Source organism: Cryobacterium arcticum, from assembly GCF_003185895.1.
GTDB classification, from domain to species: Bacteria; Actinomycetota; Actinomycetes; order Actinomycetales; family Microbacteriaceae; genus Cryobacterium; species Cryobacterium arcticum.
The window spans coordinates 17,895-30,942 of record NZ_QHLY01000003.1 but is presented as its reverse complement, the minus strand read 5'-3'; the positions used below and the strand labels follow the sequence as shown (position 1 = coordinate 30,942).

The 13,048-nt window shown below is 69.4% G+C and carries 11 protein-coding genes; 3 read left to right on the top strand and 8 right to left on the bottom strand.

The genetic code is table 11. The features are described 5' to 3' along the window. Positions 1–28: 28 nt before the first annotated feature. The 4 genes from CTB96_RS00205 to CTB96_RS00190 all read right to left on the bottom strand — a co-directional run bounded on the left by CTB96_RS00205 (position 29) and on the right by CTB96_RS00190 (position 5,160). Positions 29–1,465 (bottom strand): cryptochrome/photolyase family protein, encoded by a 1,437-nt coding sequence (locus CTB96_RS00205; protein ID WP_110124900.1) that lies wholly within the window; start codon positions 1,463–1,465, stop codon positions 29–31. Beyond that, positions 1,462–2,511: an NADP-dependent oxidoreductase gene (locus CTB96_RS00200; RefSeq protein WP_427846457.1), complete on the bottom strand. Its 1,050-nt coding sequence runs from the start codon at positions 2,509–2,511 to the stop codon at positions 1,462–1,464. Before CTB96_RS00200 ends, CTB96_RS00205 begins: the two co-directional genes overlap by 4 nt. A gap of 85 nt (positions 2,512–2,596) precedes the next feature. Next, entirely contained in the window at positions 2,597–3,643 is a 1,047-nt protein-coding gene (locus CTB96_RS00195) for an ABC transporter permease (RefSeq protein WP_110124899.1), read from the bottom strand. Then, on the bottom strand, positions 3,640–5,160 hold the full coding sequence (locus tag CTB96_RS00190) for a sugar ABC transporter ATP-binding protein (protein WP_110124898.1): 1,521 nt from the start codon (positions 5,158–5,160) through the stop codon (positions 3,640–3,642). Before CTB96_RS00190 ends, CTB96_RS00195 begins: the two co-directional genes overlap by 4 nt. Before the next feature lie 176 nt (positions 5,161–5,336). Here CTB96_RS00190 and CTB96_RS00185 point away from each other — a divergent pair, with 176 nt between their 5' ends. The 3 genes from CTB96_RS00185 (at position 5,337) to CTB96_RS00175 (ending at position 8,746) form a co-directional block, all read left to right on the top strand. Beyond that, a complete protein-coding gene (locus CTB96_RS00185) occupies positions 5,337–6,386 on the top strand; it encodes a substrate-binding domain-containing protein (RefSeq protein WP_110124897.1) in 1,050 nt (349 codons plus the stop codon). A 130-nt stretch (positions 6,387–6,516) separates the two neighbouring features. Then, complete coding sequence (locus CTB96_RS00180; RefSeq protein ID WP_110124997.1) at positions 6,517–7,683, top strand: Gfo/Idh/MocA family protein; 1,167 nt, start codon at positions 6,517–6,519, stop codon at positions 7,681–7,683. A gap of 61 nt (positions 7,684–7,744) precedes the next feature. Beyond that, entirely contained in the window at positions 7,745–8,746 is a 1,002-nt protein-coding gene (locus tag CTB96_RS00175; RefSeq protein ID WP_110124896.1) for a sugar phosphate isomerase/epimerase family protein, read from the top strand. Positions 8,747–8,761: 15 nt separating this feature from the next. Here the strand turns inward: CTB96_RS00175 and CTB96_RS00170 are convergent, their stop codons facing one another. The 4 genes from CTB96_RS00170 to CTB96_RS00155 all read right to left on the bottom strand — a co-directional run bounded on the left by CTB96_RS00170 (position 8,762) and on the right by CTB96_RS00155 (position 13,029). Then, positions 8,762–9,976 (bottom strand): ROK family transcriptional regulator, encoded by a 1,215-nt coding sequence (locus tag CTB96_RS00170; protein WP_110124895.1) that lies wholly within the window; start codon positions 9,974–9,976, stop codon positions 8,762–8,764. Positions 9,977–10,040: 64 nt separating this feature from the next. Beyond that, positions 10,041–10,694, bottom strand: coding sequence for a YqaJ viral recombinase family protein (locus CTB96_RS00165; RefSeq protein ID WP_248283143.1), 654 nt, complete (start codon positions 10,692–10,694; stop codon positions 10,041–10,043). A 145-nt stretch (positions 10,695–10,839) separates the two neighbouring features. Then, positions 10,840–11,511 carry an ABC transporter ATP-binding protein gene (locus CTB96_RS00160; RefSeq protein ID WP_110124893.1) on the bottom strand — a complete coding sequence of 224 codons (672 nt, stop codon included), beginning with the start codon at positions 11,509–11,511 and terminating at the stop codon, positions 10,840–10,842. Positions 11,512–11,547: 36 nt separating this feature from the next. Then, the gene (locus tag CTB96_RS00155; RefSeq protein ID WP_110124892.1) at positions 11,548–13,029 is read right to left on the bottom strand and encodes an ABC transporter permease; all 1,482 of its coding nucleotides are present in this window, start codon (positions 13,027–13,029) and stop codon (positions 11,548–11,550) included. Positions 13,030–13,048: the final 19 nt, after the last annotated feature.

The following is a 13,048-nucleotide window of genomic DNA, read 5'->3' as shown; positions in this document are numbered from 1 at the left end:
CAGAAATCTCGAGTTTTGGGGGCTTAGGTCACGGTTCGCGGGGTGGGCGGGCGGCCTTGACCTGGTCGAAGGCGGCCAGGGCGGCACGGCGGGTTTCGCCGAGGTCGACGAGCGGCGCCGGGTAATCCGCGGTGCCCCACTCCGGCACGTTCTGCCGCACGTACTCGTCGTGCGGGTCGAACTTGGCCGCCTGCAGATCGGGGTTGAACACCCGGAAATACGGTGCGGCATCCGCGCCGGAACCGGCCACCCACTGCCAGCCGAACGGGTTGCTGGCCGGGTCGGCGTCGACGAGGGTGTCCCAGAACCATTGCTCGCCCTGGCGCCAGTCGATGAGCAGGTTCTTGATCAGGAACGACGCCGTGACCATGCGCACCCGGTTGTGCATGCTGCCGGTGCGCCACAGTTCTCGCATGCCGGCGTCCACCAGCCGGAAGCCGGTGCGGCCCTGCTGCCAGGCCTGGAGCGCCCGGGTGTCCAGCGGCGGCCAGGGGAAGGCGTCGAAATCGCGGCGCAGGTTCGCCGTGGCCAGATCCGGTGCGTGGAAGAGCACGTGATAGGCGAACTCCCGCCAGCCCACCTCGGTGAGGAACCGGGTGGCGCTGGTGGCCGCCGCGCCGGTGAGACCTCGGCGGGCGACGTCGGTGGCGTGCCACACCTGGTGCGGGCTGATCTCGCCCCAGCGCAGGTGCGGAGACAACCGGGAGGTGACCTGCTGGGCGGGTTGGTCGCGCTCGGTGCCGTAGACCGGCAGCGACTCGTCGAGGAAGGCGGCAAGGCTCTGCTGCGCGGCCGCCTCGCCGACGGTCCAGGCCGCCCGCAGGCCGTCGGCCCAATCCGGATGCCGGGGCTCCAGCTGCCAGGACTCCAACTCGTCGCTCGGCAGGTCGTCGCCGGCACCGTCGAGGGCGTCCGGGGCCGAGTACGGTGCCCGAGGCGGCGGACCGCTGGTGCAGGCCCGCCAGAACGGGGTGAACACGGTGTATGGGGTGCCGCCGCCGGTCTTGATTGTCCACGGTTCGAACAGGAGCGATCCCGCGAAGCTGTGCGCGACGATGCCGGCATCGGTGAGCCGGGTCTTCACCGCGGTGTCGACTTCGCGCTCGGCGACGCCGTAGCGCCGGTTCCAGAACACTGCGTCGGCGCCGAGTTCGTCGACCAGGCCGGGGATCACGTCGCCGGCCGCGCCGCGCCGCAGCAGTAGCCGGCCGCCGAGGCCGGCGGTGTCGGTCGCGAGCGAGGCCAGGCTCTGGTGCAGCCACCAGCGGGCGGCGCCACCGAGTGGACGGATGCCGGGGGAGACCTCGTCGAGCAGGTAGACCAGGAGCACCGGGCGGCCGCGTTCGACCGCGGCGGTGAGTGCCGGATTGTCGCCCAGCCGCAGGTCGTCGCGCAGCCAGACCAGCGACGGGCCGTCCGGGCGGGCCGGGGCGGCCGGGGTGGATGGATCGGGGCTGGTGCTCACGCGGCGCTCTCGGCCTGGCCGGCGGCGGCGGCCTCCGGGTCGCTCGTGCCGGCGGCATCCTGCTCGGCGTCGGAGACGCGCAGCACGATCTTGCCCCTGGTGTGGCCGCCCTCGAGGGCTCGGTGCGCGGCGGCGCCGTCGGCGAGGTCGAAGACCTGGTCGATGTTCACCCGCACAGTGCCGTTGTCGATCAGGGCGGTAATCGCGTCGAGCACCCGCGCGTCGGCGGGCACCTTGTAGCCGGTGGCGCGCACACCGGCGGCGGCGGCCTCCTGCTGCATGCTGGGCCAGCTGCCGGTGGGGGCGTTCACGAGCAGGCCGCCGGGACGCAGCACGGTGAGCGACCGGGTGCCGGTCTGATCGTGCACATTGCCGATCAGGTCGATGACGCTGTCGATGTCTCGCAGTTCTGCGTCGAACCGGGTGGTGCTGTAGTCGATCACCTCGTGTGCGCCGAGCCGGTGCAGGAACTCGACGGATGCGGTGGACCCGGTGGCGATCACGTGCGCGCCGAAGTGCCGGGCGAACTGCACCGCGAAGTGGCCGACGCCGCCGCTGCCGGCGTGCACGAGCATCCGCTGCCCGGGCGCGGCCTGCGCCAGCGTCACCATGCCCCACGCTGTCATCGCGGCCAGCGGGATGCCGGCGGCTTCGGTGTGGCTCACCGCGGCGGGCTTCTTGGCCACCGACAGGCTCGACACCGTGACGTACTCGGCGTACGTGCCCGCGATGCGCGGCGTCCGGGCCATGCCGTAGACGGCGTCGCCGGGCTGCAGCGGGAAGGTGTCGTAGGGGGCGCGCACCACGATGCCGCTGAAGTCGTTGCCGAGCACCACCGGGTAGCCGCCGATCGCGGCGGCGGCGCCGGAGCCGGCCCTGGTCTTGGCGTCGATGGGGTTGATGCCGGCGGCGACGACCCGCACCAGCAGTTCGTCGCTGACGGCGACGGGCAGCGGCAGGTCGGTGAGGTGCAGTTCCTCCGGGCCGCCGGTGCGGTCGATCACGAGGGCGCGCATGCTGGGAGGCAGAACCGGAGAAAGTGGCATGTGCTTATTCTGCGGCACGATGCCGACAGTCGCCCGAAACGGTGGCGCCTGTCGACGGACTCCGCTCGCCGGCCCGCCGCACCGGTCAGTTCCCCGAGGAACCGCGGGTGGCGAAGCGCTGCTGCAGCAGCACCGCGATCACGATGATCAGGCCCTTGGTGATGGCCTGCACCGAGGTGTCCAGATTGTTCTGGGTGAACACGTTGGTGAGAGTGCTGAAGATCAGCACGCCCAGCACGGTGCCCACGATGGTGCCGCGCCCGCCGATCAGCAGGGTGCCGCCCACCACGACGGCGGCGATGGCGTCGAGCTCGTAGAGGGTGCCGTGGGTAGAGGTTCCCGCGGTGGTGCGGCCGAGCATCATGATGCCCGCGATGCCGGCGGTCAACCCGCTGAGCACGTAGACGTAGACCAGGTGGCGTTTCACCCGGATGCCGGCCAGCCGGGAGGCTTCCCGGTTGCCGCCGATGGCGACGGTGCGCCGGCCGAAGGTGGTGCGGTTGAGCAGGAACCAGGCCACGATCGCCACGACCAGGAAGATCCAGATCAGCAGGGGAACCCCGATGATGCTCGAGCGGGTGAACTGCAGGAACCCGGTCTCGATCACGATCTGGGTGCGGCGGCCGGAGATGAGCTCGGCCAGCCCGCGCGCGGCCACGAGCATGGCCAGGGTGGCCATGAAGGCCACGACGTTGCCGTACGCGATCACGATCCCGTTGATCAACCCGGCCGCGACGCCCACCCCGATCGGGATCAACACCATCAGCAGCCAGGAGCTCTGGGTCGCGGCGGCCTGCACGGCGGCGAGGCTGGCGACCACTGTCGCCAACCCCATCACCGACCCGACCGAGAGGTCGATACCGCCGGCGGTGATCACGAAGGTGAGGCCGATACTGATCACGCCGATGATCGAGGCGAGGCGGAGGATGGTGAGGAAGTTGTCGTAGCTGGCGAAACGGTCGCCGGCGGTGATCGTGCCCACGATCACCAGCAGCACCAGCGCGATCACCAGGCCGAGGTTGCGGCCGGCCGATCCGCTGAGGATTCTGCGGACCACGCCGGGGCGTTCCTCCGCTGCGGCCGGGGGGTTGGTGCTGGCCGGTCCGGCCGGCACTGTCTGCTGTTCGCTCACGCTGCAGCTCCTTTCATGACCAGGTCGAGCACGCCGCGCTCGTCGATGTCGTGCGCGTAGGTGGTGCTGAGGACTTCGCCGTCGCCGATGACCAGCACCCGGTCGGCCAGGCCGATGACTTCCTCGATCTCGCTGGAGACCAGGATGATGGCGGTGCCGGCGGCAGCGAGTTGGCGGATGAGGGCGTAGATCTCAGCCCGTGCGCCCACGTCGACACCCCGGGTCGGTTCGTCCAGCAGCAGTACCTTGGTGCCGTGCACGAGCCAGCGGGCCAGGAGTACCTTCTGCTGGTTGCCGCCGGACAGGGTGCGGGTTGTCCGCTCCGGCACGGCCGGCCGTAATTCCAGGGCCTGCATCTGCTCCAGCGAGACCTGCCGTTCGCGGCGCTCGTCGAGGAACCCGCCGCGGGCGAACCGGGCGAAGGTGGACAGGGTGACGTTGCGGTAGACCGGCTCGTCGAGGATGAGCCCCTGGCTCTTGCGTTCCTCCGGCGCCAGCCCAATACCGGCGTGCACGGCCGATCGCACGGAGCCGGGCTTCAGCCGGGTGCCACCGACGCTCACCTGCCCGCCGGACGCCTTGCGGGCGCCGTAGATGGTCTCGAGAATCTCGGAGCGGCCAGACCCCACCAGTCCGGCCAGGCCGACGATCTCACCGGCGCGCACGCTCAGGCTCACGTTGGTGAACTGGCCGCGCAGGGTGAGGTCGCTCACGTCGATCAGCACCGGCGCATCCGCGGGCACCGGTACCCGGGCGGGAAAGACGTTCGCGACCGCCCGACCGGTCATCAGGGTGATGAGGTCGGGTGTCGGCGTCTCCCTGGCACTCAGGCCGACGGCCATGCTGCGGCCGTCTTTGATCACCGTGATCCGGTCGCCGATCTGCCGGATCTCCTCGAGCCGGTGCGAGATGTAGACCACGGCCACCCCCTGCGAGGTGAGTTCGCGGATGACCCGGAACAGGTTGCGCACCTCCTCGGAATCGAGCACGGCGCTGGGTTCGTCCATGATGATCAGCTTGGTGTCGTGCGAGAGCGCCCGTGCCATGCTCACGATCTGCTTGTTCGCCGCGGAGAGCCGGCCCACCTCGGTGCTGGGCGACAGATTGCCGTGGCCGAGCCGCAACAGCAGTTCGCGGGTGGCCCGGTTGGCTTCCGCCACCTTGAGCATCCCGCCGGCGGAGCGTTCGTGGCCGAGGAAGATGTTCTCGGCGATGGTCAGGCCGTCGACCACGTCGAGCTCCTGGTACATCGTGGCGATGCCGAGGCCGAGAGCAGCCACCGGATGCGCGATGCTGATCTGTTCGCCCTGCCACTCGATGACCCCGCCATCGGGTTGGTGTACCCCAGAGAGCACCTTGATCAGGGTGGACTTGCCGGCGCCGTTCTGGCCGAGCACACAATGCACCTCGGCCGCGCGCACCTCCAGGTCGACTCCCTTGAGTGCCTGCACCCCGGCGAAACTCTTGGTGATTCCGTGCACCCTGAGCAGGGGAGCCGAATGGTCGTCATCGATCATGCAGGCAACATAACACATACATACGTCGACGCACGAGAATAAGTCGCCGATCTTGACGATACTTCTGCTAGTGTGTGGTCCGTCAGCGTTGACAGGCAACCGGGATGCACCCTCGCCCGGAATTGTGCACACCTCTTCGTTGGCGAACCCTGCGATTTCCCAATTAGGAGGACCACATGCATGCACTACGCACCAGGCGCCACAAGATGCTCCTGGCCGCCGGCACGTCACTCGCCATGGTCGGTCTGTTGGCTGCCTGCACCCCCGGCACCACCACCGAAACCAGCGACGCGCCCAGCGCCGCTTCACTTGAAGGCAACGCCGAGTCCGGGGACACCGTTGTCATCGGCTTCTCCGGCCCTGCCGCCGACCACGGCTGGTTGGGCGCGATCAACTCGGCAGCGATCGCCGAAGCCGAGAAGTACCCCGACATCGACCTGCGGGTGGCCGAAGGCACCAACGACGCCAACCTGCAGATCAGCCAGGTGGAGGGCTTCATCAACGACGGCGTCGACGCCATCGTGCTGCTGCCCACCGACGGCGCGGCCCTGACCGAGGTGGCTATCCAGGCGATGGAGGCCGGCATCCCGGTGATCAACGTCGACCGCGAGTTCTCCAGCACCTTCGCGGCCCGCACCACCGTTCTCGGCGACAACTACGGCATGGGAGTGAGCGCCGGAACCTACATCTGTGAAGAGGTCGGTGACAACCCCGACGCCGTCGTCGCCGAGATCGCCGGCATCGACTCGCTGCCGCTGACCCAGGACCGCAGCCGTGGTTTCGCTGACGCCCTGGATGACTGCGGTCTGTCGGTCTCGAACCGGGTCGCGGCCGACTTCACCGTGCAGGGCGGCGAGGCTGCGGCCTCCCAGCTCCTGTCGGCGGCACCGCAGATCGACGCCCTGTGGAACCACGACGACGACCAGGGAATCGGGGTGCTCGCGGCCATCGACGCCGCCGGGCGCGACGAGTTCATCATGGTCGGCGGCGCCGGCTCGGCGAACGCCATGCGGGAGATCCAGTCCGGCGACAGCGTGCTGAAGGCAACGGTCATCTACCCGTCCACCCAGGCCGCAGACGGCGTCCGGCTCGCCCGGCTGCTGGTGCAGGAGAAGGCGATGAGCGACCTCGTCGAGGTGGAGGTGCCCAGCCGGGTCGTGCTGAACGCCCCCGTCGTCACGAGCGAGAACGTCGACAAGTACCTGCCGAGCGCGTTCGAGTCCTGACCCAACGGATGCCCGCGGTTTCGGCCGCGGGCATCCGTCACCACCCCTTCGCGTAATACCCGTGTGCATTTTCTGACTCGTTTGTCCAAAGGAAAGAGGACCCGTGGACACTCCCAGCCTTCGCATCGCCATGATCGGCCACGGCTTCATGGGAGCGGCCCACTCCCAGGGCTGGCGGGTCGCGCCGCGGTTCTTCGACCTCCCGGCCCGACCGGAGATGACCCTTCTGGTGGGCCGGAACGCGGAGACCACACGAGCGGCCGCCGACAAGTGGGGCTGGGCCGAGACCAGCATCGACTGGCGTGACGCCGTCGCCCGGGACGACATCGACATCATCGACATCGTCACCCCGGGGCACAGCCACGTGGAGATCGCCCTGGCAGCGCTCGCCGCCGGCAAGCACGTTCTCTGCGAGAAGCCGCTGGCCAACACGGCCGACGAAGCCGCGGCGATGGCGGAGGCCGCCGCGCGCGCCGCCCAGAACGGTGTGTTCGCGATGGTGGGCTTCACCTACCGCCGGGTGCCGGCGGCCACCCTGGCCCGCGACATGGTTGCAGCGGGTGCCGTCGGTGAGATCCGCCAGGTGCGCGCCGCCTACCTGCAGGACTGGCTGGTCGATCCGGAGGTGCCGCTGGCCTGGCGGCTGCAGAAAGACCTGGCCGGCTCCGGCGCGCTCGGTGACATCGGCGCCCACGCGATCGACCTGGCCCAGTTCATCACCGGGCAGCGGCTCACCAGCGTGAGCGGCGTGCTGGAGACCTTCGTGCGGGAGCGGCCGATCCTGGCCAGCGCGGCCGGTCTCGGCGGAATCGCCGGCACCGAGCGCGGCACCGTGACCGTGGATGACGTCGCCCTGTTCACCGGCCGGTTCGAGGGCGGCGCGCTCGGCTCGTTCGAGGCCACCCGTATGTCGACCGGTCGCAAGAACGCCCTGCGGATCGAGGTCGCCGGGTCCCGGGGCGCGGTGTCGTTCGACCTGGAAGATCTCAACGCCCTCGACGTCTACGACGCCACGGCGCCGGCGGGAACACAGGGCTTCACCCGCATCCTGGTCACCGAGCCTGAACATCCCTACCTCGCCGCCTGGTGGCCGGCCGGCCACATGCTCGGTTACGAGCACGGCTTCTCCCACCAGGCGAAGGACTTTGTGGAGGGCGTCGTGGCCGGCACCCAGCCGGAACCGTCCTTCGCGGCCGGCCTGCAGGTGCAGCGGGTGCTCGCCGCGGTTGAACAGAGCGCCGCTACCGGCAGCGCCTGGACCCCGACCACCGACCCCGCCCTTGCCGGGCGGCAGTAACCCCTGCACACTGACCTCGACTCGCCCCGTTCACGTTTCACCGAGCCCCAGGAGATTCACGATGCCCCGTCCCGTCACCCTGTTCACCGGCCAGTGGGCCGACCTCCCCTTCGAAGAAGTGGCCAGGCTGGCGTCGGGGTGGGGATACGACGGCCTGGAGATCGCCTGCTGGGGTGACCACCTGGATCCCTGGCGCTGGGACGACGAGGCCTATGTCGCCGACCGCCTGGCGATCCTGGCGAAGTACGACCTCAAGGTCTACGCAATCTCCAACCACCTCAAGGGCCAGGCGGTGTGCGACGACCCGATCGACCAGCGGCACCGCGACATACTGCCCGACGTGGTCTGGGGTGACGGCGACCCGGAAGGGGTGCGGCAGCGGGCCGCGGAGGAGATGAAGCACACCGCCCGGCTGGCCGCGAAGCTCGGGGTGAAGACCGTGATCGGTTTCACCGGCTCCTCGATCTGGAAGTATGTGGCCATGTTCCCGCCGGTGTCGCAGGAGGCGATCGACGCCGGCTACCAGGACTTCGCCGACCGGTGGAACCCGATCCTCGACGTCTTCGACGAGGTCGGCGTGCGTTTCGCGCACGAGGTGCACCCCAGCGAGATCGCCTACGACTATTGGACCACCGTGCGCACCCTGGAGGCGATCGGTCACCGGGAGGCGTTCGGTCTCAACTGGGATCCGAGCCACTTCGTTTGGCAGGACCTCGACCCGGTCGGGTTCCTCTGGGATTTCAAGGACCGGATCTACCACGTGGACTGCAAGGACACCAAGAAGCGCATGGTGAACGGGCGGAACGGCCGTTTGGGTTCGCACCTGGCCTGGGCGGACCCGCGCCGGGGGTGGGACTTCATCTCCACCGGCCACGGCGATGTGCCGTGGGAAGACAGCTTCCGGATGCTCAACACCATCGGCTACGACGGCCCGCTGTCGGTGGAGTGGGAGGACGCCGGTATGGACCGGCTGATCGGGGCGCCGGAGGCTCTGCAGTTCGTTCGGTCGCTGGCGTTCGAATCGCCGAGTGCGTCGTTCGATGCGGCGTTCAGCAGCCGCTGAGCGGCGCGGACCGGGCTATTTCGCCAGGGCCGCGGTCTCCATCAGGTCGAGCACCATGGCGTCGATTCGGGCCGGGGAGAGGGCGTGGTGGATGGCCAGCATGCTCGCTCCGATCACGGCGGCGTCGAGGCCGGCTCCGGACTGGGTGATCTGCAGGTGTTGGGTGGCCAGGGGCATGGAGCGGGTGTAGACCACTTCGCGCACCCCGGCGATCAGGTGCTCCCCGGCCTGCGCCATCGAGCCGCCGATCACGATCACCGATGGGTTGACCAGGCTGACGCAGGCCGTGAGCACCTCGCCCAGATCCCGGCCGGCCTGCCGCACGGCCTGGATCGCTTCGAGGTTGCCGCGCTTGACGAGGTCGACCACATCCTGGTTGGTCGTGACCATCAGGCCGCGGTCCCGCAGCTGGGCCGCCAGGGCCGGCCCGGACGCCAACGCCTCCAGGCAGCCGCGATTGCCGCAGTGGCAGGGCACGTCGGCGCCGCGCGGCACCTGCACGTGCCCGATGTCGCCGGCGATGCCCTGGGCGCCGCGCTGCAGGATGCCGCCGGAGATCACACCGGAACCGATGCCGGTGGCGACCTTGACGAAGATGAGATGGTCCACCTCCGGCCAGGCGGTCTCACGTTCGCCCAGCGCCATGATGTTCACGTCGTTGTCGACGAGCACCGGAACGTGGAAATGCGCCTCGAGGGTGCCGCGCACGTCGAAGCGGTCCCAGCCGGGCATGATCGGTGGGTTGATCGGGCGGCCGCTGCTGTACTCGACCGGGCCGGGCAGGCCGACGCCGATCGCGAGCAGGTCGCCGGCCGGTCGGCCGGAATCGCGCAGCAGCGCATCGCCGGCCCCGATCACCCAGGCCAGAACGGCGTCCGGCCCGTCGGCGACGGCGATCGCGGCGCTGGTCTCGTGCAACGGCCGCCCGGTGAGGTCGCTGACCGCGATGCGCACGTGGGAGGCGCCGATGTCCACGCCGAGCACGATCTTCATGCCGGTGGCCAGGGCGACCTGGGACGACGGCCGGCCACCGGTGGAGGGGGCATCAGCGGTCGGGCCGACGAGGCCGAGCTTGACCAGCGAGTCGATGCGCAGGGCGATGGTGGACCGGGCGAGGCCGGTGAGGGTGGCCAACTCGGTGCGCGTGCGTGAGCGACCGTCGCGAAGGATCTGGAACAGGTCACTCGTGCCGGAGGAGCCGAGGCCATCTCCACGACTTATGTCGATCATTGGACAATCTAATCACACCGGTCGACTTATTTCGGTCGAACGGAATCAGATGGGGTGCGAGGCGTCAGCGACCGTAGTCGTAGGGCGGCGGCGCGTCGGCGCGTTCACGCTCGCGCTGGTGGTTGAGCAGGTCGATCAGCTGGTCGGCGAAGCCCACCAGGATGCTGATCTGGTCGTCGTCCCGGTCGATCCACCGGCACTCCGGCACGGCCGAGCGGGGCACGAAGTTGTCGTGTTCCTCCCACACCAGCAGGGTGCGGTCGGCGCCGAGTACGTACTGCTGCCACCAGATCTGCCTCAGGTACGAGCGGGGGATGCTGCGCCACGGTTTGCTCGTGGTCTTGATTTCGGCGAGTTCGAAGACGCCGTTCGTGGCGAGGCCGAGCCCATCGGGCGTGGCCAGGTGCCGGCGTTGGTCGGCGGCGTGGAAGAGGTTGGTGCTCGGTTCGATGCCGTAGTTCGCCAGCACCCAGGCCGCGATCTCCGGTTCCCTGGCCCGGCCGTGGTCGGTGTACGGGTTGCCGCCGAAGCCGCTGCCGTTGATCTTCTCCCTGGCCGCGGCATGCACCGATTTCTCGGTGGCGAGCTTGGCGACATCCGTGGCGGTGATGCCCTGGCTGCGGGCGCGCAGCCAGGCGACCCGGTCAGTGGAGTCGGCCACGATGCGACCGAGGTGCGCCGATTGTGCGGTCACCGGGGCCGGAGCGGGCGGCGACACCGGGGCGAGGGGAGTCTGCTCCTCCAGATCGAAGAGGGAGAGCAGAGAATGGGGCACGTCCTCCATTCTGCTCCGTGTCGACGGTGCCGGCGGACACCCCGCCGGGCAGCCGCCGACACCGTCGGGGAATCCGCGTGCGGCGGAGCTAGCTGATCTCCTTGACCACACCCTGCTTGATCAGCAGGCGTCGCTGCGCCCGCTTCGCCACGGCGCTGTCATGGGTGACCACGATCAGGGTGAGGCCGCGGTCACGCCAGAGCCCCTCGAGCAATTCCATGATCTCGTCCCTGGTCTGTTCGTCCAGGTTGCCGGTGGGTTCGTCGGCCAGGAGCACGGCCGGTTCCTTCACCAGGGCTCGGGCGATCGCCACCCGCTGCTGCTGCCCGCCGGAGAGCTCGGCCGGCAGGTGGCTGCCGCGCTCGCCGAGGCCGACCGAAGCCAGGGCCGCCGTGGCCCTGGCGGTGCGTTCGGCAGCCGGGATGCCCAGCGGCGCGAGCGCGGTCTCCACGTTCTCCTGCGCGGTAAGGGTGGGAATGAGGTTGAAGCCCTGGAACACGAACCCGATCTCCTGCGCCCGGATCTTGCCGAGCGGTCCGTCGCCGAGCTTGGAGAGGTTGGACGTGCCGAGTTCGACGGTGCCCTCCGTGGGCCGGTCCAGCGCGCCCAGCATCTGCAGGAGGGTGGACTTGCCGCCCCCGGTCGGTCCCTGGATGGCGACCATCTGGCCATCGGGAATCGACAGGGTGACCTTGTTCAGGGCCGTCACCGAGCGCTTGCCCTGGTCGTATTTCTTCGTGACATTCGTCAGCTGATACATAGTGGTTCTTTCTTGACGTAGGGAGAAACGACTGGGTCAGGCGATGCTGCGGAGCGCTTCGGCGGGGCGGAGGCGCGAGGCACGCCAGCCGCCGATGGCGCCGGCCAGCAGGCCGCCGACCACGGCCAGGCCGACCGCGATGAGGATGACCGACAGGGTCACCGGAACCTGCAAGACGATGTCGGAAGTAGTGGCCTCGACCGCCGCCTGGCCGAAACCGCCGCCGGGCCCGCCCATGGCTCCCGCAGCCTCGGTGGTGGCCGATCCGGCCGTGAGGGTCGGCGCCACCAGGTTGATCACGAGGATGCCGATGAGGCCGACGGCAATGCCGACGACACCGCCGATCAGGCCCTGCACGAGGGACTCGCCGGCGACCTGGCGCACGATCTTGCCGTTCGACCAGCCGATCGCCTTGAGGGTGCCGAATTCGCGGGTGCGACGGGTGACGCCGGAGATGGTGAACAGGATGGCGATCAGGAACGCGGCGGCGAGCACGATCAACGAGAGCCAGAGGCCGAGGTTCTTGACCAGGTCGGAGGCGCTGGAGAGCGACCCGGAGACGCTGGAGGCGAGGTCGGCCTGGGTCTTGACGGTGCTGTCGGGCAATGCGGCTTCGATGTCGGTCTGGATCTGGTCGATGTCGGTCGACGAGGCGGCCTGCACGTAGATGTCGGTGACCTGGGCGTCAAGGCCGGAGAGAGTCTGGGCGACATCCAGCGGGATGTACACGTTCGACGCGGTGGCGGCATCCGCGCTGGAGGCGGTGACCAGGCCGACGACGGTGAAGTCGGTGCCGGCGATGGCGACGGTGTCGCCCACGACGAGCTCGGCGGTGGTGGCGTAGCTGGCGTCGAGCACGGCCACGTTGGTGCCCGCATCGGATCTCTCCAGGCTGCGGCCGTCGGTGAGGGTCACCGCGGAGAGAGGTCCGACCGCTTCATCGGCCGGGTCCAGGCCGAGCACGGTGAAGGAATCGACGCTGAACGAGCTGCCGCCGGCGCCGTCCGGGCCGCCGCTGGGCGGGGTGCCGCCGGCTGCGGCGTCGTCACCGGTCGGCATGGTGCCGGTGTCTGTGGTTGAGCGCTCCGGCAGGGCGCCGTCGAAGGTGGTGTTGCTCAGCGAGAGGGTGGCGGCGGCGGCCGTGACGTTGTCGATGCCGCTGACGGTGTCGAGGGCGGCAGAGTCGAAGGAGGTGGTGGCGCGGTCCACCGAGAGGCGAGCCTGGCTGACGGTGGTGGTGCCGTCGGTGGTGGCGCCGTCCTCGGCGCCGAAGTCGAAGTTCTGCGGCCCATTGGCACCCGCTTCGCCCTCTGTCGGGGCGGCCGGGGTCTCGCTGACGGTGATGTCGGTGCCGACGCCGTAGACGGAGGCGAGCACCGTCGATTGCGCGAGCTGCACGCCGCTCGAGACGGCGTTCACGATAATGACCAGGGCGATGGCAAGCGCCATGCCGATGGCGACAATGGCGGTCTGCTTGCGGCGACCTGCCAGTTCTCGTCGCAGATAGGTGACAAACATCGATACTCCAGTCCGGTGG